Origin of the sequence: Mesorhizobium hawassense, from assembly GCF_003289945.1 — a bacterium.
GTDB classification, from domain to species: Bacteria; Pseudomonadota; Alphaproteobacteria; order Rhizobiales; family Rhizobiaceae; genus Mesorhizobium; species Mesorhizobium hawassense.
On sequence record NZ_QMBP01000006.1, the window covers coordinates 81137 to 105577 of the forward strand.

Genomic DNA, 24441 nt, shown 5'->3' on the forward strand with positions numbered 1-24441 from the left:
CTATGCGACCGCGGTCCCCGAGGGGGTTATGCCGGTCCGGCAAGAACAGGGTTCGAGTTGGCGGAAAATATGGGTTTCTTCGACTTCGGCACGATTTTCTTCCTGATTGCGGCGGTTGTGATCTTTTTCCAGCTGCGCAACGTGCTTGGACGTCGCACCGGAAACGAGCGTCCGCCCTTCGATCCGTATTCGGCGAGCCGCACGCGCGAGGCCGATGCGGCGCAGAAATCCGAAAATGTCGTGTCGCTGCCGCGCAAGCGCATGCCGGGCGAAACCGCGGCCGAGACCTATGCCGACATCGACGCCTTCGCCAAACCCGACACCGATCTCAACAGGGGGCTGCGCACCATCAAGGACAATGATGCGTCGTTCGAGCCCAAGACCTTCGTCGACGGCGCCAAGATGGCCTATGAGATGATCGTCATGGCCTATGCCGATGGCGACAGAAAGACCCTGAAGAACCTTTTGTCGCGCGAGGTCTATGACGGCTTCGTCGCCGCGATCGGCGAGCGCGAGGCCAAGTCGGAGAAAATCCAGTCGTCCTTCGTCGGCATCGACAAGGCCGACATCGTCGCCGCCGAAATGAAGGGCTCGGAAGCGCATCTCACGCTGCGCATCGTTTCCGAGCTGATCTCGGCGACCCGCGACAAGGCCGGCGCCGTCATCGACGGCGACCCGGAAACCGTGGCCGAGGTCAAGGATGTCTGGACCTTCGCCCGCGACACCCGCTCGCGCGACCCGAACTGGAAGCTCGTCGCCACCGAAGAAGAAGATTGAGATAAAGCGGCGGGGCCCCAGTCGTGCCGCTCTCTCCCACGTTCAGCGAAAAATCCTTCACCGATCTCCCGGGGTGGGACGAGGATGGGCACGTTGAGGCCTTCGCCGCGTTCCGCCGCTCCGCCTTCCATGCGCCGGTAAAGCCTTATCGCACCGGTTCGCTCGGCGTCGATTTCGGCGCCTTTGCCGAGGCCTATGCCGAGGCGCGTGCCGTTTCGGCGCCGAATCGGTCCGAGGCGCGATCCTTCTTCGAGCGGCATTTCGTTCCGATGCTGGTGAAGGCCGAAAATGGCTCGGGTCTCGTCACTGGCTTCTATGAGCCGGAGGTCGAGGCCTCGCCGGTCAGGACGGAGCGGTTCGTCGTGCCGCTGCTGTCGCGCCCCGCCGACCTGATCGACATCGACGACGACAACCGGCCCACCGGCATGGACGCCTATCTGGCCTTCGCCCGCCGGACGGATGACGGCCCCGTCGAATATTTCGACCGTGGCGCGATCGAGCGCGGCGCGCTCGCCGGCAAAAATCTCGAAATCGCCTGGCTGGCCGAAAAGGTCGACGCGTTCTTCATCCATGTTCAGGGCGCGGCACGGCTGAAGATGACCGATGGCAGGCTCGCCCGCGTCACCTATGCCGCGAAGTCGGGCCAGCGCTTCACCGGCCCTGGCAAGATCTTGAGCGAGCTCGGCGAGATCCCGCTGGAAAAGGTTACGATGCAGTCGATCCGCGCCTGGTTCAAGGCGCATCCGGACCGGGTCGACGAGACCCTGTGGCAGAACCGCTCCTATATCTTCTTCCGCGAAGCCGCGGTCGAAGACGCCGCGCTTGGGCCAATCGCAGCCGCCAAGGTGCCGCTGACGCCGGGGCGCTCGGTCGCGGTCGACCGGCTGCTGCATACGTTCGGCACGCCTTTCTATATCGACGCTCCGACGCTCACCGCCTTCGATCAAAAACCATTCCGGCGGCTGATGATCGCGCAGGACACCGGCTCGGCCATCACCGGACCGGCGCGGGGCGATCTCTTCGCCGGCTCCGGCGATGCCGCCGGCGAGATCGCCGGCGTGGTCCGTAACGCGGCTGACTTCTACGCGCTTGTGCCCCGCGCGCTGTTGCATGGAGAGCGCCGGTGAGCCGTCGCGACGATCATCTCAGCGACGACGATCGCATCCTGTGGAACCTGGTGGCGCGGTCGGCCCGGCCACTGAAAGGCAAGACCGCCGTCGAGATCCCCGACATCATCGAGCCGAAGCCCGCGCCGGCCGCCGCTCCGGTCAACGGCGTCGCGGCCACAGCCGCCAAACCCAAGCCGCAGCAAGTGGCGCACTCGCTGGATGACCAGACGCTGCACAAGCTGAAAAAAGGTCGGCTGCCGATCGAGGGCCGGGTCGATTTGCACGGCATGACGCAGGACGAGGCCTATTCGCTGCTGCTCACCTTCTTCAATCGGGCGCATGCCGGCGGCGTCCGCTATGTGCTGATCATCACCGGCAAGGGCTCGTCCTCCGGCGGCGACGGCATCCTGCGGCGCGCCGTGCCGGCATGGCTGTCGACGCCGGCCTTCCGCCATCTGGTCTCCAGCCACGATCATGCCGCGCGCAACCATGGTGGCTCCGGCGCGCTTTATGTGCGACTGCGGCGCACGCGTTCATGAGCAGAGTGTCATGACCCCGTTCGGCGAGAAGCTCCGGGCGCTGCGCGCCGAGCGCGGCGTCAGCCAGAAGGCGATGGCCGAGGCCATCGGCGTCAGCGCCGCCTATCTATCGGCGCTCGAGCACGGCCGCCGCGGCGCGCCGACCTGGACGCTGATCCAGAAGATCATCGGCTATTTCAACATCATCTGGGACGATGCCGAGGACCTCGCCCGTCTCGCCGAGAACTCGCATCCGAGGGTCAGGATCGACACGTCGGGCCTGTCGCCGGCGGCGACCGAGCTGGCCAATCTTCTGGCCGAAAGCATCGAAAAGCTCGACGAGGCGGAATTGCGGCGCCTCAGCGCGTCGATTCGCGCGGCGCTTGGGCGGCGAATATAGTTCCAGCCGTCTTGGCACCAGCGGATCGCGACCCTCCGCTGGTGCCTGGTTCGTCTCCATCGAAAGCCGTGAGATCAGTATTTGCCGGCGCCGTTGGTGCTGCCCCGGCCGCCATTGCCGTGATGGTCGTGGCCATGGCCGCCGTCCAGGCAGTTGGCGGAGCCGACGGTGCAGCAGCGGCCGCTCCACAGGTCATTGAGATTGGTCTTGGCGCAGCTTTTGTAGGTCTCGTCCGCCAGGGCCGATCCGGTCAGGGCCGATAGCGCGGCGGCGGCAAGCAGGGTGTTTCGCAGAAAAGAGGTCATTTGAAGTCTCCATGGTTGGGTTTGTCGTCCACGGCTGTGTGTCGCCGGCCCGACGGAAACGGTTCATGGAGTCGTGCAAAAAATTTTCGGAGCCGCGGCTTCCGCCTACTGGACCGAGCCGACCAGCACCGCCTGGCCGTCGCGGATCGAGACCCAGCGTCCGGTATTGTCGATCGCCTGCCGCTTCAGGAAGCGGTAGCCGGTCGCATCCCAGGCTTTGACCTTGTCGGTCAGATTGTCGAGGACGTAATCGCCCTTGTCGGTGCGCACCGTCAAAACCGAATGGCCTTCGCCGTCGGGCTTGCGCACAACGGTGATCAGCAGATCGGCGAGCGACATGCCCATGCGGTAGAGCTGGCGGCGCTTTTCCAGCACATAGTCCTCGCAGTCGCCATAGCCGTCGTCCGGATAGGCCCAGACTTCGTCCTTGCCGTAATGGTCGAGATCGCTCAACGGCTTGACGGCGGCGTTGACCTTGGCGCTCACGCTGACCAGCCGGCGCCACAGGCCGTCCGTCATCTTGGCCGGCTCGAGATTGACGGGGCGGATGTTGCATTCGCTCGGATGCGCCTTGCAGAAATCATAATGGCCGATCGGCTGCGAGGTCAGGCCGCCCGTGTCCATCGCGCCCGCCGCCCAGGCCGGCACTGCCCAATGCGCAGAGATCGCCATCCCTGCGACCGCACACAAACGCAGAATCCGCGTCATCGCTGAGGAAGTCATTGCCCCCGCCGCCTTGTTCTTTATTAACGAAACGTTAAAGGCGATTTACAGTCCGTGTCAATTAGAGACAGCGGCCAGTTTGACGGCATGGTTACTAGCGCGATCGGTAGCGGCAGTTTCGCCACAGAGGCCGCCGCGCAACACCAGCGGCCGCCAGAGCAGCGGCGGAAACAGAGGCAGCTCTGACGCTCAGCTTTTGGCGGTACGGACCAGCTTCGGCTTCACCGCCACGCGGTGCTGGCGGCCATAGCTGGAAATGAAGTCGGCGATGCGCGGCACGATCTCCGAGCGGAAGCGCGAGCCGTTGAAGACGCCGTAATGGCCGACCGCCGGCTGCATGTAATGCGCTTTTTTGTCGACCGGAATGTTGACGCAAAGGTCATGCGCGGCCTCGGTCTGGCCAAGGCCGGAAATGTCGTCGTTCTCGCCCTCGATGGTCAGCAGCGCGACATTGCGGATCGCCTTCGGGTCGACCAACTCGCCGCGATGCTTCATCTCGCCCTTCGGCAGAGCGTGGCGCACGAACACGGTGTCGACCGTCTGCAGGTAGAATTCGGCCGTCAGGTCCATCACCGCCAGATATTCGTCATAGAAGTCGCGGTGTTTTTCGGCATTGTCGCCGTCATGCTTCACAAGGTGCATGAAGAAGTCCTTGTGGGCGATGATGTGGCGGTCGAGATTCATGCTCATGAAGCCCGAGAGCTGCAGGAAGCCGGGATAGACGTCGCGGCCGAAACCCGGCACCGGCCAGGGCGCCTGCATGATCACGTTGTCGCGGAACCAGTTGATGCCCTTCTCCGCGGCCAGCAGATTGACCGCGGTCGGGTTGCGACGGGTGTCGATCGGGCCGCCCATCAGTGTCATGGTCGAGGGCACGAAGGGGTCGCCGCGCTTTTCCATCAGCGCCACCGCCGCCAGCACCGGCACCGAAGGCTGGCAGACAGCCATGACGTGGGTGTCGGGTCCCAGCGCATGGAACATGTCGATGACGTAGTCGATATAGTCGTCGAGATCGAAGCTGCCTTGCGCCACCGGCACCATGCGGGCATCGACCCAGTCGGTGATGTGCACGTCGGCGTGAGGCAGCATCGCCTCGACCGTGCCGCGCAGCAGCGTCGCGTAATGGCCCGACATCGGCGCCACGATCAACAGCTTCGGGTCGGGCTTGCGGCCGGCCGGTAGCGCGCGCTCGAAACGGATGAGATTGCAGAACGGCTTCGACCAGACGGTCTTTTCGGTGACGCCGACGCTCTTCCAGTCGACGACGGTCTTGTCCAGGCCGAATTGCGGCTTGCCGTAACGGCGGGTGGTGCGCTCGAAGAGTTCGGCGCCCGCCGCGACCGAGCGGCCGAAGGGCGTGTGCGAGATCGGATTGAGCGGGTTCGAGTAGAACAGCCGGACGGCGTCGGCGTAGAGGCGCGCGGGCTGCAGCGCCGCATGGTTCAGTTCGTAGAGCTGGTAGAACATCGAGAACCCCGCTGCCGTCCGACGACCAAAAGGGACGACGAACAGCGCCGGCCTTGAATGTCTCTCAGCGAGGTTAACAAGATATTGTTGCGATGCAATACGTCATTTTGTCTGACGAATGCTTCTTTGGTTCAACCTGTTGAAAATCGGGCTCGAGCGGTCGAGCCGGCTCAATGTGCGGTGCCGAAATGTGAAACATATGTGTCCGGCCGCCGGACACCGGCCATGATCCCGGACATGCATTGGATCATGGTCCGATAAACCATGCATGTCGCCCTAAAGTGTGCAGCGGTTTTGGGGCAACGACATGCATCAAAACAAAATTCAGACGCGCGCCATGCAGACGGCGGTCTGGCCCGAACCGATGAAGCCCAGCTGGCCTGCGGCGCCGCGCGAGAGATCGAGCACGCGGCCCTTCACGAACGGCCCGCGATCGTTGATGCGCACGACGACGCTGCGGCCGTTGTTCTTGTTGGTGACCCTGAGCTTGGTGCCGAAAGGCAAGGAGCGATGGGCGGCAGTCAGTGCCGAGGGATTCATGCGCTCGCCCGAGGCGGTTCTGGAATGCAGCGCATACCAGGAAGCGCGGCCGCACTGCGCGGCGGCGGAGGAGGCGGACGAGGCGCCGGCCATCAGGCCAGCCGCGATCGTTACCGCGACAAGCGCGGTTTGGTTGGTTTTCTTCATCTTTAGGGGAGGGCTCCGTTAGAGATAGACCCCGCCGTTAGGTGCCGAATGAGGCGGGAAATGCGGCATTGATCTGGCGGTTCCATGGCAACGGCACACGTTTGGAGTCGCCGCGAAACAGTTTGTCATGATATTTCCGGCACCGGACAGGCGTATTCTCAATGAATAGCGGACCGGCCTTCGCGAATTTCCAGGCAAGATCGGTCCTTGAGATTCAAGTACAGAGGAACGCAACTGCCTCGCTTCCTCTGCGTGTTTTGTCGCGTCCCTGTTGCCATTCAGGATCGACTTCCGGAGAGGGTCTTGCCGATGCGATTGATCAGGTTTGTGCTGGCGCTGATCGTGCTTGGGCTGGGCGCGCTGTGGTCGCTGCAGGGCCTCGGCCTCGTCAAGGGCAGCTTCATGACCGGACAGACGCAGTGGCTTTATATCGGCCTCGTCACCATGCCGGTCGGCATCGTCGGACTGAGCTGGGCGAGCCGCTCGCGCGTCTGATCAAAACTCGGGGCGCTGGCGGGACAGCTGCCCCGCCAGCGTTGAGGGAACGGCCTCGCAGTTCACGCCGCCTTTGCCGACGGTTTGGCTGATTTGACGTGGGTGACGCTGCGGCGTCCGTCGACGCTGACCGGCACGTCGCCGTCGACCGTGGCGCGGCGCACGATGCGGTGCTCGGCGCCATAGTCGTTGACCGCATAATGCTGAGTGGCCCGGTTGTCCCAGATCGCCACGTCGCCGGCCTGCCACCGCCAGCGGACAGTGTTCTCGGGCGTGGTCACGTAGCTCTGGAACAGCTCGTAGAGTTTCGCCGAGTCGCTCTTCGACAGGCCGACGAAGTGCTGGACGAAATTGCCGAGCAGCAGCGAGCGCTCGCCGGTCTCCGGATGCACGCGCACGACGGGATGCTCGGTCTCGTAGACGGTCGAGGTGAAGACCTCCTCGAAATGCTTCCTTTCCTCGGCCGAGGCGCGCGGACGGACGGCGGCGTAGTCATAGGCATTGCTGTGGATCGCCCAGAGGTTCTCCGCCAGGGGCTTGAGCGGCGCAGGCAGGCTTTCATAGGCGGCATGCGTGTTGGACCAGATCGTGTCGCCTCCGGCGGCGGGAATGACGACGCCGCGCAGCACCGAGAATTTCGGATAGGCGTCCACGAAGGTCACGTCCGTGTGCCACTGGTCGGCGCGGCCGCCGCCGCGGCTGGAATCGAGATTGAGGATCGAAGCGGTACCCGCCACCGGTCCCTGCGTCGGATGCGGCACGAGATCGCCGAGGCGCCGCGCGAACAGTTCGTGTTCCGAATCGTCGAGATGCTCCTGGCCGCGGAAGAAGACCACCTTGTGCTTCAAGAGCAGCTGATTGATCGATGCGATGGTGGCGTCCGACAGGCTGCCGCCGAGGCGGATGCCCCTGATTTCCGCTCCGACGCGGGCGGTCAGGGGAACGACATCGCTCGCCGGAATGATCTGGTCGACAAGGACTGGGTTGCTCATGGGGTCTCTCCTGGTTGATGTTCGGGGAAAACGCTGGGCTTTTGGGATCGGTCACTGCGACCAGTACTGCCAGGCCCAGTAAAAACTTTCATCACGCGGCGGCAGGCGGTCGCGTTCGCCGGCAAAGCGCACCGGCACCGGCGATTTCGCTTCGCCCTCGGGTCGCCCGTCTTCCAGGCGCTTGTCGCCCGGCGGCAGACGCAACAGCCATGTTCCGACATGGGCGAACAGCACCGCGGTGGAATGGGTCATCGTCCTTCTCCTTCGCTTCGTTCACTCCCACCCCGCCCAGGGCACCAGCGCGCGCCCGATTGCCTTTCTATCGTCGGCTAATTCTATCGGGTTTGTAGAGTTAAATCCTTCCAGGCAAACGGGCTTTGTTGGAAAAGTGGAGCCGGATACCGGCGGCGCAAGCGCAAAGGGACGGTCGTGGAGGGCGTTGTGGGACGACACCCTCGGAGATCGGCTGGGCCGTCCCTCCAGTCGTCACTCTAGGGTCTACGCGCCGCTTCGCGTCGCTCCGCCCTAGAATGGCGAAGGAACGCAAGGCACCGGATACCGGGCGAACAAAAAATCCGCCCGTCATCCGATCTCGGTAAATCCGTGCTTCAAATCGCGGGCGAATTGGAAAGCCGGTTTCGTGCCCGGCCCGCTTAGTATAGTAATCTTATCAACATTGGGAGTGAGAGGACAATGCGCAATCTTCTGAAGACTGTTCCGGCGATCGTTCGTGGCCCGCAGCCGAGGCCGCCGGCGGCGACGGCCGCGCGCTGATCGCACGATAAAACCCCGGCTCGCAACCATGGTTGGACGCGGCAACTCCATCATCATTGTCGGCGGCGGCGCCAGCGGCGTCGTGCTGGCCGCGCATCTTCTGAAATCGCCCAATCCGGACCTGCGCGTCACGCTGATCGAGAAACGGCCGCATTTCGGCCAGGGCATGGCCTATTCGACGCTGCTTTCGGCGCATGTGCTCAACGTCAACGCCTCCGGCATGAGCGCCTATGCCGACGACCCCACCCATTTCGCCCGCTGGGTGCTGGAGCGCGATCTCGCCAGGCCCGACCAGGGGCCGTTCTATGCGCCGCGCAGCCTCTATGCCCGCTATCTGCAGGAACTGCTCGACGGCCTCGAGGAACGCGAGCGCGAGACCGGGCGCCTCCGGCTGATCCGCGAGGAGAGCCTGTCGATCTCGCCGACGCCGGCGGGCGTCGAGGTCGCCCTGGCCAACGGCACCAGCGTCGTCGCGCATCTTGCCGTTCTGGCCACCGGCCATGACGAGCAGCCCGGCGCCTTCCAGGGGCATGCCGTCCGGATGGGGACCGAGGCCGACACCACGCTCGATCCTGAAGCTCCGATCCTGCTGCTCGGCACGGGCCTCAGCATGGTCGATGCGTTCCTGTCGCTGGAGCAGCGCGGCCATCGCGGCGCGATCATAGCTGTGTCGCGGCGCGGCCTGCTGCCGTCGCCGCACCGCAAGGGCAATCCGATCAAGCTCGATATCGCCGACATTCCACTCGGCACCGAGCTTTCCTATTTCGTCGGCTGGTTCCGCAACCTGATCCGCGAGACCCAGAAGGCTGGCGGCGACTGGCGCGACGTCGTCGACGGGCTGAGGCCTTTCAACCAGACGATCTGGCAGAACTGGCCGTCCTCGGCCAAGCGCCGCTTCGTAGAGCACACCAAGGCCTGGTGGGACATCCACCGCCACCGCATGGCGCCGGAAGTCTATGCGCGGGTCACCGAGGCGGTCGGATCGGGCCGCCTGCGGCTCGTCGCCGGCAGGATCGTGAACGTCCAGCCGAACGACCGCTTCGTGGTCAAAATCCAGCCGCGCGGCACGCAGGAGGTCGAGACCCTCGACGTCGCCCGCCTCTATGATTGCATGGGCATCGCACGCGACATTTCGAGGACGTCGAACGGCGTCGTGCGCTCGTTGATCGAGCGCAGCCTGGCGCGTCCGGACCCGCTGCGGCTCGGGCTCGACGTCACCGCCAAATGCGAACTGATCGCCTCCGACGGCACGGTGTCGTCGAAGCTGCTCGCCGTCGGCCCGCTGACGCGCGGCACCTTCTTCGAGATCGACGCCATTCCGGATATCCGCGTGCAATGCGCAAAGCTGAGCAAGCAATTGCTGGGGTGAGCGCCGCTTTCCCGCAGGGCAGAGGGGCGTTGCCTGGCCAACCTATCCTTCGTCATTCTAGGGCGGAGCAAGGAGCGAAGCGACGCGCGCAGACCCTAGAATCCATGCCGTGACGGTTGAGCGTCGCCACGGTGCAGAACACTCACCAGCCAATGCCGCGAAAGAGTTCGAACCACTCCGGATTGGTCTTCTCGATCAATTCAATCTTCCATTGCCGCGGCCAGCGCTTCAATGACGTCTCACGTTGAATGGCGTCAGCGATGTCGAAATACTCCTCGTACCAGACCAGACGCTGCACGCCGTAACGGCTGGTGAAGCTGGAGCCTCGGCCGGTCTTGTGCTCCGGCATCCGACGAGCAAGGTCGTTGGTGACGCCGATATAGATCGTGCCGCCTTTCTGGCTTGCGGTCATGTAGACGTAGCCTGTCATACTGCGATCTTAGCCAGCACTACCGCCAACGGCCATTCTGGGCCGTTGCATTCTACGGCCCGCGTCACGGCATGGATTCTAGGGTCTGCGCGCGTCGCTTCGCTCCTTGCTCCGCCCTAGAATGACGAAGAATACGTACTGCTTTACGAGGGAGGACACGACAACCCATAGAATTCCATTCCCCCTCCCCCCGCCGGATTGGCACGATCTATCTTCATTCCAAGCGCAAAGGGCCGGAAAAGACACCTCGCGCGATCCGCGAAACCGGAATGGATTTCGGCGGCTCGATGCGCGAGATTGCAGACACCCGCGTCGATCCACGGAGCGACCAGATGAGCGAGCAGACCAAAGCGGCGCCCGGGGGCGCGGACACCAATCTGGCGAGGCTACGCCCGCCTTACGGCTCGGTGCTCGACCTGATCGGCCAGACGCCGATCGTCGAACTGACCAAATTCGACACCGGCAAATGCCGGCTGTTCATCAAGCTGGAAAGCCAGAATCCGGGAGGCTCGATCAAGGACCGCATCGCTTTGTCGATGATCGCGGCGGCGGAGAAATCAGGCGCGCTGAAGCGCGGCGGCACGATTGTCGAAGCCACTGCCGGGAACACCGGTCTCGGCCTCGCCCAGGTCGGCATCCCGAAGGGCTATCGCATCATCCTGGTCGTGCCCGACAAGATGTCGCGCGAGAAGATCCAGCATCTGCGCGCGCTCGGCGCCGAGGTGCGCATGACCCGCTCCGATGTCGGCAAGGGCCATCCCGAATATTACCAGGACATGGCCGAGAAGATCGCCGCCGAACTGCCCGGCGCCTTCTATGCCAACCAGTTCGCCAACCCGGCCAACCCGCTGGCGCACGAGACGACGACCGGCCCGGAGATCTTTTCGCAACTCGAGGGCGATATCGATGCCGTGGTGATCGGCGTCGGCTCCGGCGGCACGCTCACCGGCCTCGGCCGCTACTTCGCGAAACATTCGCCCAAGACCGAGATGGTGCTGGCCGATCCGGTCGGCTCGGTGCTGGCGCCGCTGATCAAGACCGGCAAGATGGAGGAGGCCGGCAGCTGGACGGTCGAAGGCATCGGCGAGGATTTCGTGCCGCCCAATGCCGATCTCTCGCTGGTCAAAAAAGCCTATTCGATCCCCGACAAGCAGAGCATGCTGGCGGTGCGCGATCTCTTGTCGAAGGAAGGTATTCTGGCCGGCTCGTCGTCGGGCACGCTTCTGTCGGCTGCGCTTCGCTATTGCCGCGAACAGACTTCGCCGAAGCGCGTCGTCACCTTCGTCTGCGACAGCGGCAACAAATATCTGTCGAAGGTCTTCGACGACATCTGGCTGGCCGAGCAGGGCCTAGCTGACCACGAACAGCATGGCGACCTGCGCGACCTGGTCATGCGCTCGCCGCGCACCGGCGACATCGTGACCGTCGGCCCGGACGAGAGCCTGCTCAACGCCTATGGCCGCATGCGCCGTTCCGATGTCTCGCAGCTGCCGGTGCTCGACGAGGGCAAGCTGATCGGCATCGTCGACGAGAGCGACATCCTGGCCAAGGTCGACGGCCCCTATGACGGCCGCTGGGACCGCTTCAACGGCCCGGTGCGTTCGGCCATGACGTCCAGCCTGCACACGCTGCAGGCCAGCCAGACGCTCGACGCGCTACTGCCGGTCTTCGACCGCAACGAGGTCGCCATCGTCTTCGATGGCGAGGAGTTCATCGGCCTGATAACCCGTATCGACCTGATCAACCATCTGAGGCGCCGCGCAAAATGACTTCGCCAAGACCGCCAGTTGCCAAGAACCGCCTGGCCTTTTCCACCCGCACCATCCATGGCGGCCAGAGCCACGACCCGCTGACCGGCGCGGTGATGGTGCCGATCTACGCCACCTCGACCTATGGCCAGCAGTCGCCCGGCGTGCACAAGGGCTTTGAGTATGCCCGCAGCCAGAACCCGACGCGCTTCGCCTTCGAGCGCGCCGTGGCCGACCTCGAAAGCGGCTCGGCCGCCTTCGCCTTCGCCTCCGGCCTGGCGGCGATCGGCACGGTGCTGGAGCTCTTCGATGCCGGCGCCCATGTCGTCGCCACCGACGATATCTATGGCGGCTCGTTCCGGCTGATGGAGCGCGTGCGCAAGCGCTCCGCCGGCCTGCAGGTCAGCTTTGCCGATTTCACCGATCTGGCCGCGGTCGAAGCCGCGATCCGTCCGGACACGAAGCTGCTCTGGGTCGAGACGCCGACCAACCCGCTGCTGCGCGTCGTCGACCTCGAAGGCGTCGCGGCTTTGGCCAAGCGCAGGGGGCTGATCACCGTCGCCGACAACACCTTCTGCAGCCCCTACATCCAGCGGCCGCTGGAGCTCGGCATCGACATCGTCGTCCATTCCGTGACGAAATATCTCAACGGCCATTCCGACATGGTCGGCGGCGTCGCCGTCGTCGGCGACGACAAGGACCTCGCCACCCAGCTGAAATTCCTGCAGAACGCCATCGGCGGCATCTCCGGCCCGTTCGACAGTTTTCTGGCGTTGCGCGGCATCAAGACTTTGGCGCTGCGGATGGAGCGTCATTCCGCCAACGGCCTGAAGATCGCCAGATGGCTGGAGGCGCGCAAGGACGTGCGCCGCGTCATCTATCCCGGCCTGCCCAGCCATCCGCAGCACGAGATCGCCAGACGCCAGATGCAAGCCTTCGGCGGCATGATCTCGGTCGATCTCGACCGCGACCTTGCGGGGACGAAACGCTTTCTCGAACGCACGCAGCTCTTCACCCTGGCCGAAAGCCTCGGCGGCGTCGAAAGCCTGATCGAACACCCGGCGCTGATGACGCATGGCTCGATCCCGGCCGAGAAGCGCGGCGCGATCGGCATCACCGATTCGCTGGTGCGGCTGTCCTGTGGGATCGAGGACGGCGATGATCTGATCGCGGATCTGGAGCAGGCGTTGGGCGGATAAACGGCTTAGTCGTGATCCTTCACGCGCCCCTCTGTCCTGCCGGACATCTCCCCCACAAGGGGGGAGATTAGCGGTTGCTGCGCCGCACCACTCCTGCAACGTCAGTGATTGGCGAAAGCCGGCGTGACAGCTGATCTCCCCCCTCGTGGGGGTTGAGGAGTGGTCCACGAAGTGGACGGAAAGCCAACTGCTTGGCTTTCCGAACGACGAAAGCCGGCAGGCCAGAGAGGGGCGCTGTCCCGCCGAGATCTCGCTTTGTGTGCCATTGCAGACCGCAAACCACACTCTAAACTGCCACCACTTTGCGATCTCGGGAGGCGCCATGCGCGTGATCGTGTTGGGTGGCGGCGTTGTCGGCGTCACCACGGCCTATCAGCTGCAGAAGGACGGGCACGAGGTGGTCATCCTCGAGCGCCAGGCTGAGGTCGCCGCCGAGACCAGCTGGGGCAATGCCGGCATGATCGCACCGGGGCATTCCTTCGTCTGGTCGTCGCCCCGGGCGCCGATGATCCTGTTGAAATCGCTGGTGCTGAAGGACCAGGCGCTGCGCTTCAGGCTGTCGGCCGATCCCAGGCTCTACAGCTGGTCGTGGCTGTTCCTGATGGAATGCACGGCCGAGAAGGCCAGGCGCAACACGTTGCTCAAGCACCGGCTCGCCGTCTATTCGCAATCGGTCCTGCGCGAGGTCGTCGCCGACGAGCAAATAGAATACGACCGCAACGACCGCGGCATCCTCTATTTCTATCGCAGCCAGCAGGCGCTCGACAAAGGCGTCGAGCATATGCGGCTCTTGGAATCCGACGGCCAGCTGATCGAGGTGCTCGACCGCGAGGCCATCGTCGCGCTCGACCCGTCGCTGGCCTCGGCGAAGGAAAGAATCGCCGGCGGCATCCATTGCCCGACCGACGAGACCGGCGACCCGGCGAAATTCACCCGGGCGCTGGCGGTAAAGGTGGTCGAGCGCGGTGGCGAGATCCGCACCGGCACGACCATCACCGGCATCGAAACGTCCGGCGACGGCGTCGCGCAGGTTATGACCGACAAGGGCAGCGTCAAGGGCGACGCCTATGTACTGGCGCTCGGCTCCTACAGCCCGCTCATTGCCAGGACGGTCGGCATCAGCCTGCCGATCTATCCGATCAAGGGCTATTCGCTGACCATTCCGATCGGCAACCGGCCGCAGCCGCCGACCATCGCCGCGATCGACGAGCACAATCTGGTCGCCGTCTCGCGCTTCGGCGACCGGCTGCGCGTCACTGCCACGGCGGAGTTCGCCGGCTACGACACCAGCCACAAGCCGGCCGATTTCGCCTTCATGAAGGGCGTGACCGAGGAGCTTTATCCCGAAGGCGCCGACTACGACCGCGCCGAGATGTGGGCAGGTCTGCGGCCAATGACGCCGAACAACCTGCCCGAATTCGGCCAGCGCCGCCTGCGCAACCTCTATCTCAACACCGGGCACGGCCATATCGGCTGGACTATGTCGCACGGCTCGGCCCGCATCACCGCCGACCTGATCGCCGGCCGCAAGCCGGCGATTTCGATGGATGGACTTTTGAACTGAGAGCATGATCCCGCAGGGATCGACCAGGAAAGGGAATGCCATGTCTGTCAGCGCGGCCGTTACCCGCCCTCAGTCTTCGGGACCGGTCGACCCCAGGCCTGTCGATCTGGGCGTATTGCCTTCCGAGATCGACGGCGGCCTCGCCTCGCGCGCGGCGATCGGCCTGGCGATCCTCGCTACCGACCAGACGCTGGAGCACGAGTTCCGCGCGCTGGTGCGCATTCCGGGCGTCGCCTTCTACGAGGCGCGGCTCTTCAACGACAACGACATCACGCCCGACACTTTGCGCGCCATGGGCCCGCGCATCGCGCCGACGGTCGATCTGATCCTGCCCAGCATCCCGCTCGATGTCGTCGGCTTCGGCTGCACCTCGGCGACCATGACGCTCGGCGAGGAGGCCGTCTTCGCCGAGATCAGGAAGGCGAGGCCGGGCGTCGCCTGCACCACGCCGGTCACCGGCGCCCTGGCCGCCTTCAAGGCGCTCGGCGTCAAGGGCATCGGGCTGCTGACGCCCTATGCGCCGGAGATCAACCAGGGCCTGGTCCGCTATTTCACCGGACGCGGCCTCGACATCGCGGCCGTCGCCACCTTTGATCGGCGCGACGACCGCGAAGCTGCCCGCATCTCGCTCGCCTCGATCGAGGCGGCGGCCGAACGCATGGCGCAGGTGCCGGGGGTGGAGGCGATCTTCATCTCCTGCACCAGCCTGCGCGTCGCCGAGGCGGTGGCGGAACTGGAACGGCGCATCGGCATTCCCGTCACCTCGTCGAACCATGCCATGGCCTGGCACTGCCTCCGGCTCGCCGGCATCGATGACGTCGTGCCGGCCGGCGGCAGGCTGTTTGCCTTGCCGGTCAGTTGATCGGCGGCAAACTTTCAGGCGACCGTCATGCATTGTCCAATGTAGCGCTGGTCGACCCCCACTCCGTCTCGGCTTCGCCGAGCCACCTCTCCCCCGATCGACGGGGTAGAGGAAAGGCGCCAAGCCTTTTGCCGGCAACGCTCGTCCAGCAGGGCTCCCTTCCTTTCCCTCCGGAGAGGGGAAAGGTGGCGCTGCGAAGCAGCGACGGATTGGGGGAACCACGTGGCAATCAAGCCTCGGCCGATCAGTCACGCCAGTCATAGAAGATGTGTGCATGCGCTAGACAAAGTGGGGAGAGGTGGCCGCGAAGCGGACGAGAGGGGGCCGGCTCTGCCTATGCGATTACATGAGATCGCCCCCCGTTAACCGAATCGGAAGGGGTTGTTTAACGCTTCCCCTCTATGTCGCGCCCTGGGCGGCACAACAGAGCGAGCATGATGAACGACAGCCCCGAAAAGCGAAACGAATGGCGTGCCATCTTCTACGTGCAGGCGCGCGTCGCCATCCTGTTTGTGCCGGTCGTGCTCAGCCTTCTCCTCATCGGCATTTTCGCCGGCAATGAGCGAAAATCCGTGCCTGATGTCGTCGACCCGACGGTGACGAGCTCGGTGCGGTAAGCCGGAGCCTTTGGCGCCGGCTGGCCGCGCAGCCTCAAACAAATTTCGGGATCGGGCCGCTCTGCGGCGTCGTATCGCCCTCGAGGTCGATGAACACCTCGTCGACGAAGCACCAGCCCCATCCCTCAGGCGGGTCGTAGCCCTCGATCACCGGGTGCTGCGTGGCATGGAAATGTTTTGTCGCGTGGCGGTTGGGCGAGTCGTCGCAGCAGCCGACATGGCCGCAGGTTCGGCAGAGCCGCAGATGCACCCACCAGGAGCCGCTCTTCAGGCATTCCTCGCAGCCGAGCGCGCTCGGCGTGACCTTTTTGATGTCCTTGGTGTGCCTGCATTCGTCCATCGCGGGTTCCTCGCCGGGTTCGGGCTGATCTATTCGTTCGCGGCGGCGCCGTTTCGCGCCAGATAGGCATGCAATGCCGCGACCACCTGCGCGCCTTCGCCGACGGCGGCCGCGACGCGTTTGGTCGAGCCGCAGCGCACGTCGCCGATGGCGAACACGCCGCCGCGGCTGGTCTCCATCAGCCCTCTTCCCGGTGCCGCGTCCGGCCCGGTGCGCACGAAACCCTTCGCGTCCAGCGCCACATTGCAATTCGCCAGCCAGTCGGTGTTCGGATCGGCGCCGATGAACAGGAAGAGATGGTGGATGGCGCGCGTCGTCTCCTCGCCGGTCGCCCGGTTGCGCCAGCGCAGCCGCTCGAGATTGCCCTCATGGCCTTCCAGCGCCGTGACCTCGGTCCCGGTCAGCACCTCGATGTTGGGCTGCGCGGCGATGCGCTCGACCAGATAGCGCGACATGGTGGCGTCGAGGCCGCGCCGCGCCAGGAGCGTCACCTTGCGCACCTGGCTCGCCAGATAGACGGCCGCCTGTCCGGCCGAATTGCCGGCGCCGACCAGCGCCACCTCCTGCTCCTGGCAAAGCCGCGCCTCGATCGGCGAGGCCCAGTAATGCACCGACGTGCCCTCGAACTGCGCCAGATTGGCGATATCGAGACGGCGATAGCGCGCCCCGCTGGCGATCACCACCGTGCGTGTGCGCACCGTCTCGCCGTCGCCGATGGCAAGCTGGTAGCGGGCGCCGGAATTATCGCCCGCCGCGCCGAGCAGCTTCGCCTCGTCGGGGATGACCATCTCGACGCCGAACTTCTGCGCCTGGTTATAGGCGCGCGCCATCAGCGCCATGCCGGTGATGCCGGTCGGGAAGCCGAGATAGTTTTCGATTCGCGCCGATGCGCCCGCCTGTCCGCCGAAGGCCCGACAGTCGAGCACGATGGTCGACAGGCCTTCGGAAGCCGCATAGACCGCCGCCGCCAGCCCTGCCGGTCCGGCGCCGACGATTGCCACGTCGTAGACCTTGTCGGCATCGATGGGGCGCAGCAGGCCGACGCAGCGGGCGAGCTCGTTCTCGCCCGGATTGTGCATAAGCTTGCCGTTCGGACAGAGCACGATCGGCAAGTGATGCGGATCGACACGGAAACGCTCGATCAGCGTCTTGGCGCAGGGATCGGTGTCCGAATCGAGCGCCCGGTGCGGCAGGCCGCTGCGCCGAAGAAAACCCTGCAGCCGCAGCACGTCGCCATTGCCGGGCGGGCCGATGACGACCGGCCCGCTGGCGCCGCTTTCGAGCAGGCCGACACGGCGCAGGATCAGCGCCCGCATGACGCGCTCGCCGAGATTGGCTTCCTGCACCATCAGGTCGCGCAGCCGCTGCGAGGCGATGACGATGGCCTCGACCGGCTCGATCGCCTCGGCATTGACCAGCGACGGCCGGTTCGAAAGCTGCGCCAGTTCGCCGATGAAGTTGCCGGCGCCATGGCTGACGATCGCCTCGCGCGGACCGAGGCCGCCGGCCTGGGTGATGTCGACCTTGCCCGACAGGATGAGGATCAGCCCCGGCGAAACCGTGCCGGCCGTCACGATGTGCTCGCCGGCGGCATAGGCGCGCGCGTCCCCGAAGCGGCGCATGCGCTCGATGTCCGCATCGGTGAGCACGGGAAACATCTGGTCGCGCCGGGCGGCGATGGTCGGGCTGACGGAAGGGGTCATGGCGCGACCGTAGCGCCCGGGACGCCGGGTTTGAAGCGGATTGTTCGGGAACTGGCCGGAAGGGGAGGTCGGCTGAGCTTGGCGCCTACCCGCAGCAGCCGCCCTTGGCCGGTGCCACCATATCCTTGAAAATCACGCAGTCCTGGCCGGGTCCGCCGGCGCAGGCGACATTGCAGCGCGTCACAAATCCTTCCAGCCGCCTTTCGAGAAGGCGCAGCTCGGCGAGTTTCTCGCGCACCTCGTCGAGGTGTCGCTGGGCAATGTCGCGCGTCTCCGTGCAATCGCGGCTGCTGCTGACTGATAGATCCAGCAATACCCGCACTTGATCGATGCCGAAGCCGAAGTCCCGGCATTGCTTGATGAACGTCAGCCGCCCCAAATCGTCATCGTCGTAGCTGCGCTGCCCTCCCGCCGTTCGGTGGGCCGGCGGCAACAGCCCGATCTCTTCGTAGTAGCGGATCGTAGGCGTCGAGACCCCGGCAGCCTTGGCGAGCGTTCCAATCGTGAACACGCGGATGTGAAGGTTCATGACAAAAAACTCCTTGAACCTCAAGTTACTTGAAGGAGTACGCCCTCGCCAAGGTTGAAACTTGCAAGGCTGCGTCGATGAAGAACACCTTGAAACTCGCCGGAGCGGCCACTGCTGCCTGCGCGGCTTGCTGTGCGGTCGCCATCGTGCCGGCAGCCCTTGTCGGCACCAGCTTGGCAGCCATTGCCGCGGCTGCCTGCACTTGGGGCATTGCGCTGCTCGCCCTCGTTGTGCCCGTCGGATGGCTCTATCTTCTCTCCAGTCGCAAAGCCCCGCCAGAAACCATTTTCAACGCGCTGATGGCATCCGCCGAATGCGGCTGCGGTCCGTCTCGCTCTGCCGCCGATGACGAGGCCCCGCCAATCGCCTGCAGCCTTGGCGCATCCGACTTCAAGGAGCGCGTTGCCGACATCCGGGCACTGGCCGGCCGGTCCCTGCGTCACGCGGAACGAACGCCGCTCTCATTGAAGCTCACCTACGGACGAGAGGCATTGGAAGAGGTCACGGAATTGGTGCGCAAAGAGCAAATCTGCTGCGCGTTCCTGTCCTTCGATCTCAAGCGCCGTCCTCAAGACGTGGTTCTTACCATAACCGCGCCGCCAGCGGCGGCCGAGGCTGCCGACATGCTGTTCGGTCATTTCGCCCCCGACCTTGCCGCATCCAATCTCGAGGAGACCGCTTGACATGAACCGTCGTGACTTCCTGACCCTGTCCATCGCGTCCGGCGTCGTCGCCACCGTCCGGCCGGCGTCCGCCCATAACGGCGATGAGATCATTCCCGGCTTCGACGACGCCCTCAAGGCGGGGGGACCTGTCATGATCCACGTCACCGCGCCGTGGTGCGAGGTATGTCAGGCGCAGAAGCCAATCGTGGCGTCCTTGCTGGCTTCGCCGGACTTCAAGAACATGAAGAAGTTCGATGTCGATTTCGACACGCAGAAGGAGATTCTGGCCAGGTTCCGTGTGCAGATGCAAAGCACGATGATCGTCTACAAGGGAGGCAAGGAGGTAGACCGGCAAACCGGGCAGACGGATCCGGCCGCCATCGAGGCGTTGCTGCGCGAGGCGCTGTGACATGCTGCTCGCACTGCTCGCCGGTGCCCTATCGATACTTTCGCCCTGCGTCCTGCCTCTCATTCCCGTCGTCCTGGCGGGGGCGGTGGCCGAGCATCGCTGGGCACCTTTCGCCCTGGCGGCCGGCGTTGCCGCCTCGTTCACCGCGATAGGCATCTTCGTCGCCACCGTTGGGTTCTCAATCGGCCTCGACACCACGGTGTTCCGCTCGGCGGCTGCGCTTCTGTTGATCCCGTTCGGCACCGTGCTGTTCCTCCCGCGACTTCAGACGCATTTCGCGACAGCTGCCGGTCCGGTAAGCAATTGGACGCAGAACCGCTTTGGCGGCTTCTCGACAGCGGGCATCTCCGGTCAGTTCGGGGTGGGGCTGCTCCTTGGGGCGGTGTGGACGCCGTGCGTTGGGCCTACCCTTGGCGCTGCCTTCGTCATGGCCGCGCGCGGCGACAATCTTGCAATGGTCACACTGACAATGCTGGCATTCGGCGTCGGCACATCGTTGCCCCTGCTGGCTTTGGGTTTGATGTCGCGCGAAGCGCTGCTTCGCTGGCGGGGCCGTATGCTGGGGGTGTCCAGCGGCATCAAGACAGCCCTCGGTGCCCTTCTGATCGTGGCCGGCCTGATGACCCTGACGGGATTTGATCGCGCCGTACAAATCCGTCTTGAACAGGCTTTGCCAAACTGGCTGACGTCCATCACGACGCGCGTGTGAGAAGGTATGCCTGTGCTTGTCACAAAACCTTTCGGACGTCGCGGCCCGGGCTGCGACGCGGGAAAGAGGCGGCCGTCACGGAAGCCGGCGATCAACGACAATGTAGCGGAGGATCACGATCCCGTTGGCAGTCGGGATGAATGGCGCCGACCCTTCGCTCTTGGAGCTCCGGGTGGCCTGCCATCCGAAGCTCGAAGAGCAAAGGATGGTGCCCAGAAGAGGACTCGAACCTCCACTCCTTGCGGAACACGGACCTGAACCGTGCGCGTCTACCAATTCCGCCATCTGGGCTGGTGGGCGCTCATGTAAGCGGGCAAACGATACGTGTCAACGCGCTTTTTTCGCCGGCGTCGGCGCTGCCCCTCATTGCCCTTCTTGCAACGCTGGCGATTGGCGAAACCGGCGGCGGGGAGCTTCCCTCTCCCCGTCACTATACGGGGAGAGGATGCCGGCAGGCCGGTGAGGGGCGGCGCCGACGCTGGTCAGATGGGGGTTCCGGCTCTCGCTTGGAGCCTGGACGAGATAGTCGCCGAAGCCGGCGCTGCCCCTCATCGCCCTGCCGGGCACTTCTCCCCTTATAGTGACGGGGAGAAGGAAGCTGCGCCTCAGCCTTCCAGCACGTCCTTCGACGCCACGGTCGAATCGGCGTTGAGCTTATAGATCACCGGCACGCCGGTGCCGAGTTCCAGCTTGACGATCTCTTCGCCCGACTTGCCGTCCAGCGCCATGATCAGCGCGCGCAGCGAATTGCCGTGGGCGGCGACCAGCACGGTCTCGCCGCGCAGCACATGCGGCTGGACGTCGTGCAGGTAATAGGGCCACACGCGCGCGCCGGTGTCCTTCAGGCTTTCGCCGCCGGGCGGCGCGATGTCGTAGGAACGGCGCCAGATATGCACCTGCTCCTCGCCCCACTTCTTGCGCGCATCGTCCTTGTTGAGGCCGGAGAGGTCGCCATAGTCGCGCTCGTTGAGCGCCTGGTCGCGGATGGTTTTCAGGTCGCCCTGCCCGACCACGTCGAGAATATGCTGGCAGGTCTTCTGCGCCCGCTTCAGCGCCGAAGTGTAGGCGATGTCGAATTTCAGGCCGCGCGCCTTGAGCTTTTCTCCGGCGGCGAGCGCCTCCGCGTTACCCTGCTCGGTCAGGTCGACGTCGCGCCAGCCGGTGAACAGGTTCTTCAGATTCCATTCGCTCTGGCCGTGGCGCACGAGCACGAGAGTTCCCGACATGTTTGCTCCTTAGAGATTTATGGAAAAGCCGTCCTCAGCTCAGGCCGAGCACGTCCCGCATGGAATAGAGGCCCGGCTTCTTGCCGCGTGCCCAGAGCGCTGCCTTGACGGCACCGCGGGCGAAAATCGCCCGGTCCTCGGCATTGTGGGACAGCGTGATGCGCTCGCCGGTGCCGGCAAGGATCACGCTGTGGTCGCCGACGACGGAGCCGCCGCGCAGCGTGGCGAAACCGATCGAGCCCGTCTTGCGCACGCCGGTATGGCCGTCGCGCACCCGCACGCTGTTGCCGGAAAGGTCGATGCCGCGCCCGTTTGCCGCCGCCTCGCCGAGCAGCAGCGCCGTGCCCGACGGCGCGTCGACCTTGTGCCGGTGGTGCATTTCCAGGACCTCGATGTCGAAATCCTCCGGGTCGAGCGCCTTCGCCGCCTGTTCCACCAGCACCGCCAGAAGATTGACGCCGAGGCTCATATTGCCGGATTTGACGATCGTGGCATGGCGAGCGGCGGCGGCGATCTTGGCATTGTCGTCGGCCGAGCAGCCGGTGGTGCCGATGACATGGACGATGCGCGCCTGCGCGGCATAGCCGGCGAATTCGACGCTTGCCGCAGGCGCGGTGAAATCGAGCACGCCGTCGGCCTTGGCGAAGGCCGGCAGCGGATCGTCGACGATCGGCACGTTGATGATGCCGATGCCGGCGAGCTCGCCGGCATCCTTGCCGAGATGGGCCGAGTCCGGCCGTTCCACCGCCGCGGCGACGCGCGCCCCGGGCATGGTGTGGATGGCGCGGATCAGCGTCTGGCCCATGCGGCCGGCCGCGCCCACCACCACCAGGCCCATATCGCCGGATTCACTCATGCGCTTCTCCTGACGGTCTTCTTGGCGCGGCTGCGCGGCGCCGGAGTTTGGCCCGAAGTCTGGCTTGCCTTGACGTCGTCGACAAGCCCCAGCCCCTTCTTGCCCTGAATCCGGTGGAAGCGGGCATAGATGCTGTCCGGATCGGCCATCATCGTAGCATGCGTGCCTTCCTCGACCAGCCGTCCCTCTTCCAGCACGATGATGTGGTCGGCATTGACCACCGTCGACAGCCGGTGCGCGATGACGATGGTGGTGCGGCCCTCCATGACATGGGTCAGCGCTTCCTGGACGCGCGCTTCCGCCTCGTTGTCGAGCGCCGAGGTCGCCTCGTCGAGCAGCAGGATCGGCGCCTGGCGCACGATGGCGCGCGCGATCGAGACGCGCTGGCGCTGGCCGCCCGACAGCGTCGAGCCGCCTTCGCCGACCGGCGTGTCGTAACCTTGCGGCTGCTGGCGGATGAACTCGTCGGCGGCGGCCAGTTTCGCAGCCTGCTCGATCTCGGCGTCGGTGGCCGACAGCCGGCCGTAGCGGATGTTGTCGCGGATCGTGCCCTCGAACAGATAGGGCGCCTGCGAGACATAGGCGATCGAGCTGCGCAGCGAATGCTTGGTCACCTTGGCGATATCCTGGCCATCGACCTCGATCGAGCCCTTGTCGACGTCGTAGAAGCGCTGCAGCAGCGCCACCATCGTCGACTTGCCGGCGCCCGAAGCGCCGACGATCGCCGTCACCTTGCCGGCGGCGGCGGTGAAGCTCAGGTCCCGCAACACCGGCATGTCGGGGCTGTAGCCGAACGTCACATTGTCGAAGCGCACTTCACCCGTGGTGATCCTGGCCTCGACGGCATTCGGCGCGTCGCCCTGTTTCGGCTCGAGGTCGAGCAGCTCGTAGATCATGCGCGCGTTGACCAGCGCGCGTTCCATGCCGACCTGCGTGCGCGCCAGGCGTCTTGCCGGGTCGTAGGCCAGGATCAGTGCGGTGATGAAGGAAAACACCGCGCCCGGCGGCTGCCCGAGAAACAGTGCGCGGTAGCCGGAATAGGCCAGCACGGCGGTAATGGCGAGACCGCCGAGAATCTCGGAAATCGGCGACAGCCGCTCCGCTACCCGGGCGATCTTGTTGTTACGCTGCTCGGCCGTGTCGGCCATGGCGCCGATGCGGCGCGCCAGCTCGTCCTCCAGGGTGAAAGCCTTGACGATGGCGATGCCTTGCGTGGCCTCCTGCACGGAGCCGTTCAGCCGCGAATTGATCAGCACGGATTCCCGATTGATCTTGCGCAGCCGGCGGGTGATGTAGATGACGGCCCAGATCAGCGGCGGGCCGATCAGCAGCGAACTCAGCGACAGCACCGGATCCTGATAGATCATGACGCCGACGAGGGCGACCAGCGAGACGGCGTCGCGGCTGATGGAGGTCAGCGTCAGCGACAACAGATCGCGAACGCCGCCGACATTCTCGTTGACCTGCGCCGACAGCCGGCCGGAACGCGTGTCGTTGAAGAAGTTGACGCCGAGCTTCATCAGATGGTCGAAGCTGCGCTTCTGGTAGCGTGCGACCAGATTGTTGCCGATTTTTGCCAATGCCACTGCCTGGCCGTAACCGGCAAAGCCGCGCAGCACCGAGGCTCCCATGAAACCGGCGCAGATCCAGACGATCATGTCGCCGCGCCGTTCGACGAAGATCTCGTTGATCATCGGGGCCATGATCCACGCCGTGAAGGCGGTGGTGCCTGAAACGATCAGCAGGCAGACGACGGCGACGACATAGGTCCAGCGATATTCTTTGCCGTTCTCGGCCAAGATGCGGCGCAGCACCGCCCTGACCTCGGCCGGCTGGACTTTCAGTTTGAGTGGGGTTTGAACGGTCAAATCAGGGGCGCTTCGTGGTTGTCCGCGTGTCAGATGGGCGCATTTCGGCACCCTCTTAGCGCCCCCGCTACGGCTTGCCTATGGCGAAACTTCGTCGCGG

27 protein-coding genes and 1 tRNA gene are annotated in these 24441 nt (G+C 64.9%); 14 read left to right on the top strand and 14 right to left on the bottom strand.

The window, feature by feature from the left end; translation table 11 throughout:
• The first annotated feature begins 69 nt into the window (after positions 1-69).
• From DPM33_RS14510 to DPM33_RS14525, 4 genes are read left to right on the top strand one after another with little or no spacing between them, the layout of a single operon-like run.
• Positions 70-777 carry a Tim44/TimA family putative adaptor protein gene (locus tag DPM33_RS14510; RefSeq protein ID WP_112098127.1) on the top strand — a complete coding sequence of 236 codons (708 nt, stop codon included), beginning with the start codon at positions 70-72 and terminating at the stop codon, positions 775-777.
• A 23-nt stretch (positions 778-800) separates the two neighbouring features.
• Positions 801-1904: a murein transglycosylase A gene (mltA, locus tag DPM33_RS14515; RefSeq protein WP_112098128.1), complete on the top strand. Its 1104-nt coding sequence runs from the start codon at positions 801-803 to the stop codon at positions 1902-1904.
• The gene (locus DPM33_RS14520; protein ID WP_112098129.1) at positions 1901-2425 is read left to right on the top strand and encodes a Smr/MutS family protein; all 525 of its coding nucleotides are present in this window, start codon (positions 1901-1903) and stop codon (positions 2423-2425) included. The genes mltA and DPM33_RS14520 overlap by 4 nt, the downstream gene beginning before the upstream one ends.
• A gap of 10 nt (positions 2426-2435) precedes the next feature.
• On the top strand, positions 2436-2804 hold the full coding sequence (locus DPM33_RS14525) for a helix-turn-helix domain-containing protein (protein WP_112098130.1): 369 nt from the start codon (positions 2436-2438) through the stop codon (positions 2802-2804).
• A 74-nt stretch (positions 2805-2878) separates the two neighbouring features.
• Here DPM33_RS14525 and DPM33_RS14530 read toward each other — a convergent pair whose 3' ends face one another.
• The 4 genes from DPM33_RS14530 to DPM33_RS14545 form a co-directional block, all read right to left on the bottom strand.
• On the bottom strand, positions 2879-3109 hold the full coding sequence (locus tag DPM33_RS14530; RefSeq protein ID WP_112098131.1) for a hypothetical protein: 231 nt from the start codon (positions 3107-3109) through the stop codon (positions 2879-2881).
• Between the two features lie 105 nt (positions 3110-3214).
• A complete protein-coding gene (locus DPM33_RS14535) occupies positions 3215-3832 on the bottom strand; it encodes a transglutaminase-like cysteine peptidase (RefSeq protein WP_112098132.1) in 618 nt (205 codons plus the stop codon).
• 189 nt (positions 3833-4021) lie between these two features.
• Positions 4022-5299 carry a polyhydroxyalkanoate depolymerase gene (locus DPM33_RS14540; protein ID WP_112098133.1) on the bottom strand — a complete coding sequence of 426 codons (1278 nt, stop codon included), beginning with the start codon at positions 5297-5299 and terminating at the stop codon, positions 4022-4024.
• Positions 5300-5623: 324 nt separating this feature from the next.
• Positions 5624-5986 (bottom strand): septal ring lytic transglycosylase RlpA family protein, encoded by a 363-nt coding sequence (locus DPM33_RS14545; RefSeq protein WP_112098134.1) that lies wholly within the window; start codon positions 5984-5986, stop codon positions 5624-5626.
• A 309-nt stretch (positions 5987-6295) separates the two neighbouring features.
• Between DPM33_RS14545 and DPM33_RS14550 the strand changes: the two genes are divergently transcribed.
• Positions 6296-6481, top strand: coding sequence for a hypothetical protein (locus tag DPM33_RS14550; protein ID WP_112098135.1), 186 nt, complete (start codon positions 6296-6298; stop codon positions 6479-6481).
• Positions 6482-6543: 62 nt separating this feature from the next.
• On the opposite strand, the gene DPM33_RS14555 is transcribed toward DPM33_RS14550, so the two are convergent.
• Entirely contained in the window at positions 6544-7473 is a 930-nt protein-coding gene (locus DPM33_RS14555; protein WP_112098136.1) for a TauD/TfdA dioxygenase family protein, read from the bottom strand.
• Positions 7474-7524: 51 nt separating this feature from the next.
• The gene (locus DPM33_RS14560; protein WP_112098137.1) at positions 7525-7725 is read right to left on the bottom strand and encodes a hypothetical protein; all 201 of its coding nucleotides are present in this window, start codon (positions 7723-7725) and stop codon (positions 7525-7527) included.
• Between the two features lie 550 nt (positions 7726-8275).
• Between DPM33_RS14560 and DPM33_RS14565 the strand changes: the two genes are divergently transcribed.
• The gene (locus DPM33_RS14565; RefSeq protein ID WP_112098138.1) at positions 8276-9616 is read left to right on the top strand and encodes an FAD/NAD(P)-binding protein; all 1341 of its coding nucleotides are present in this window, start codon (positions 8276-8278) and stop codon (positions 9614-9616) included.
• Between the two features lie 142 nt (positions 9617-9758).
• Here DPM33_RS14565 and DPM33_RS14570 read toward each other — a convergent pair whose 3' ends face one another.
• On the bottom strand, positions 9759-10046 hold the full coding sequence (locus DPM33_RS14570; protein WP_112098139.1) for a GIY-YIG nuclease family protein: 288 nt from the start codon (positions 10044-10046) through the stop codon (positions 9759-9761).
• Positions 10047-10378: 332 nt separating this feature from the next.
• Between DPM33_RS14570 and DPM33_RS14575 the strand changes: the two genes are divergently transcribed.
• The 5 genes from DPM33_RS14575 (at position 10379) to DPM33_RS14595 (ending at position 16036) form a co-directional block, all read left to right on the top strand.
• Complete coding sequence (locus DPM33_RS14575; protein WP_112098356.1) at positions 10379-11815, top strand: pyridoxal-phosphate dependent enzyme; 1437 nt, start codon at positions 10379-10381, stop codon at positions 11813-11815.
• The gene (locus DPM33_RS14580) at positions 11812-12993 is read left to right on the top strand and encodes a trans-sulfuration enzyme family protein (protein ID WP_112098140.1); all 1182 of its coding nucleotides are present in this window, start codon (positions 11812-11814) and stop codon (positions 12991-12993) included. Before DPM33_RS14575 ends, DPM33_RS14580 begins: the two co-directional genes overlap by 4 nt.
• A 322-nt stretch (positions 12994-13315) precedes the next feature.
• On the top strand, positions 13316-14557 hold the full coding sequence (locus DPM33_RS14585) for a D-amino acid dehydrogenase (RefSeq protein ID WP_112098141.1): 1242 nt from the start codon (positions 13316-13318) through the stop codon (positions 14555-14557).
• A 40-nt stretch (positions 14558-14597) separates the two neighbouring features.
• Positions 14598-15419: a maleate cis-trans isomerase family protein gene (locus DPM33_RS14590; protein ID WP_112098142.1), complete on the top strand. Its 822-nt coding sequence runs from the start codon at positions 14598-14600 to the stop codon at positions 15417-15419.
• Positions 15420-15856: 437 nt separating this feature from the next.
• Entirely contained in the window at positions 15857-16036 is a 180-nt protein-coding gene (locus tag DPM33_RS14595; protein WP_167449070.1) for a hypothetical protein, read from the top strand.
• A gap of 34 nt (positions 16037-16070) precedes the next feature.
• On the opposite strand, the gene DPM33_RS14600 is transcribed toward DPM33_RS14595, so the two are convergent.
• The 3 genes from DPM33_RS14600 to DPM33_RS14610 form a co-directional block, all read right to left on the bottom strand.
• Positions 16071-16376 carry a UBP-type zinc finger domain-containing protein gene (locus DPM33_RS14600; protein ID WP_112098144.1) on the bottom strand — a complete coding sequence of 102 codons (306 nt, stop codon included), beginning with the start codon at positions 16374-16376 and terminating at the stop codon, positions 16071-16073.
• Positions 16377-16405: 29 nt separating this feature from the next.
• Positions 16406-18079, bottom strand: a complete 1674-nt coding sequence (locus DPM33_RS14605) for an FAD-dependent oxidoreductase (protein ID WP_112098145.1) — start codon at positions 18077-18079, stop codon at positions 16406-16408.
• A gap of 85 nt (positions 18080-18164) precedes the next feature.
• Complete coding sequence (locus DPM33_RS14610; protein ID WP_112098357.1) at positions 18165-18608, bottom strand: MerR family transcriptional regulator; 444 nt, start codon at positions 18606-18608, stop codon at positions 18165-18167.
• A gap of 29 nt (positions 18609-18637) precedes the next feature.
• On the opposite strand from DPM33_RS14610, the gene DPM33_RS14615 reads away from it, so the two are divergent.
• The 3 genes from DPM33_RS14615 to DPM33_RS14625 are packed head-to-tail and all read left to right on the top strand — an operon-like array spanning position 18638 to position 20391.
• Positions 18638-19291, top strand: a complete 654-nt coding sequence (locus DPM33_RS14615; protein ID WP_167449071.1) for a hypothetical protein — start codon at positions 18638-18640, stop codon at positions 19289-19291.
• 1 nt (position 19292) lies between these two features.
• Positions 19293-19682 (top strand): thioredoxin family protein, encoded by a 390-nt coding sequence (locus DPM33_RS14620; protein WP_112098147.1) that lies wholly within the window; start codon positions 19293-19295, stop codon positions 19680-19682.
• 1 nt (position 19683) lies between these two features.
• Positions 19684-20391, top strand: coding sequence for a cytochrome c biogenesis CcdA family protein (locus tag DPM33_RS14625; RefSeq protein ID WP_112098148.1), 708 nt, complete (start codon positions 19684-19686; stop codon positions 20389-20391).
• 206 nt (positions 20392-20597) lie between these two features.
• Here the strand turns inward: DPM33_RS14625 and DPM33_RS14630 are convergent.
• From DPM33_RS14630 to DPM33_RS14645, 4 genes are all read right to left on the bottom strand, one after another.
• A tRNA-Leu gene (locus tag DPM33_RS14630) sits at positions 20598-20682 on the bottom strand.
• 314 nt (positions 20683-20996) lie between these two features.
• A complete protein-coding gene (locus DPM33_RS14635; RefSeq protein WP_112098149.1) occupies positions 20997-21617 on the bottom strand; it encodes a 2,3-bisphosphoglycerate-dependent phosphoglycerate mutase in 621 nt (206 codons plus the stop codon).
• A 34-nt stretch (positions 21618-21651) separates the two neighbouring features.
• Positions 21652-22473, bottom strand: coding sequence for a 4-hydroxy-tetrahydrodipicolinate reductase (gene dapB / locus DPM33_RS14640; protein WP_112098150.1), 822 nt, complete (start codon positions 22471-22473; stop codon positions 21652-21654).
• Positions 22470-24341, bottom strand: coding sequence for an ABC transporter ATP-binding protein (locus DPM33_RS14645; RefSeq protein WP_112098151.1), 1872 nt, complete (start codon positions 24339-24341; stop codon positions 22470-22472). Before DPM33_RS14645 ends, dapB begins: the two co-directional genes overlap by 4 nt.
• Positions 24342-24441: the final 100 nt, after the last annotated feature.

Excerpts from the sequence above, each read along its gene's own strand:
- DPM33_RS14575 (WP_112098356.1), top strand. The coding sequence starts at position 10,379 with ATGAGCGAGCAGACCAAAGCGGCGCCCGGGGGCGCGGACACCAATCTG.
- DPM33_RS14540 (WP_112098133.1), bottom strand. The coding sequence starts at position 5,299 with ATGTTCTACCAGCTCTACGAACTGAACCATGCGGCGCTGCAGCCCGCG.
- DPM33_RS14510 (WP_112098127.1), top strand. The coding sequence starts at position 70 with ATGGGTTTCTTCGACTTCGGCACGATTTTCTTCCTGATTGCGGCGGTT.
- DPM33_RS14560 (WP_112098137.1), bottom strand. The coding sequence starts at position 7,725 with ATGACCCATTCCACCGCGGTGCTGTTCGCCCATGTCGGAACATGGCTG.
- DPM33_RS14530 (WP_112098131.1), bottom strand. The coding sequence starts at position 3,109 with ATGACCTCTTTTCTGCGAAACACCCTGCTTGCCGCCGCCGCGCTATCG.
- DPM33_RS14545 (WP_112098134.1), bottom strand. The coding sequence starts at position 5,986 with ATGAAGAAAACCAACCAAACCGCGCTTGTCGCGGTAACGATCGCGGCT.
- DPM33_RS14550 (WP_112098135.1), top strand. The coding sequence starts at position 6,296 with ATGCGATTGATCAGGTTTGTGCTGGCGCTGATCGTGCTTGGGCTGGGC.
- DPM33_RS14625 (WP_112098148.1), top strand. The coding sequence starts at position 19,684 with ATGCTGCTCGCACTGCTCGCCGGTGCCCTATCGATACTTTCGCCCTGC.
- DPM33_RS14585 (WP_112098141.1), top strand. The coding sequence starts at position 13,316 with ATGCGCGTGATCGTGTTGGGTGGCGGCGTTGTCGGCGTCACCACGGCC.
- DPM33_RS14635 (WP_112098149.1), bottom strand. The coding sequence starts at position 21,617 with ATGTCGGGAACTCTCGTGCTCGTGCGCCACGGCCAGAGCGAATGGAAT.
- DPM33_RS14535 (WP_112098132.1), bottom strand. The coding sequence starts at position 3,832 with ATGACTTCCTCAGCGATGACGCGGATTCTGCGTTTGTGTGCGGTCGCA.
- DPM33_RS14605 (WP_112098145.1), bottom strand. The coding sequence starts at position 18,079 with ATGACCCCTTCCGTCAGCCCGACCATCGCCGCCCGGCGCGACCAGATG.
- dapB (WP_112098150.1), bottom strand. The coding sequence starts at position 22,473 with ATGAGTGAATCCGGCGATATGGGCCTGGTGGTGGTGGGCGCGGCCGGC.
- DPM33_RS14590 (WP_112098142.1), top strand. The coding sequence starts at position 14,598 with ATGTCTGTCAGCGCGGCCGTTACCCGCCCTCAGTCTTCGGGACCGGTC.
- DPM33_RS14565 (WP_112098138.1), top strand. The coding sequence starts at position 8,276 with ATGGTTGGACGCGGCAACTCCATCATCATTGTCGGCGGCGGCGCCAGC.
- DPM33_RS14620 (WP_112098147.1), top strand. The coding sequence starts at position 19,293 with ATGAACCGTCGTGACTTCCTGACCCTGTCCATCGCGTCCGGCGTCGTC.
- DPM33_RS14570 (WP_112098139.1), bottom strand. The coding sequence starts at position 10,046 with ATGACAGGCTACGTCTACATGACCGCAAGCCAGAAAGGCGGCACGATC.
- DPM33_RS14610 (WP_112098357.1), bottom strand. The coding sequence starts at position 18,608 with ATGAACCTTCACATCCGCGTGTTCACGATTGGAACGCTCGCCAAGGCT.
- DPM33_RS14525 (WP_112098130.1), top strand. The coding sequence starts at position 2,436 with ATGACCCCGTTCGGCGAGAAGCTCCGGGCGCTGCGCGCCGAGCGCGGC.
- DPM33_RS14595 (WP_167449070.1), top strand. The coding sequence starts at position 15,857 with ATGAACGACAGCCCCGAAAAGCGAAACGAATGGCGTGCCATCTTCTAC.
- DPM33_RS14600 (WP_112098144.1), bottom strand. The coding sequence starts at position 16,376 with ATGGACGAATGCAGGCACACCAAGGACATCAAAAAGGTCACGCCGAGC.
- DPM33_RS14555 (WP_112098136.1), bottom strand. The coding sequence starts at position 7,473 with ATGAGCAACCCAGTCCTTGTCGACCAGATCATTCCGGCGAGCGATGTC.
- DPM33_RS14580 (WP_112098140.1), top strand. The coding sequence starts at position 11,812 with ATGACTTCGCCAAGACCGCCAGTTGCCAAGAACCGCCTGGCCTTTTCC.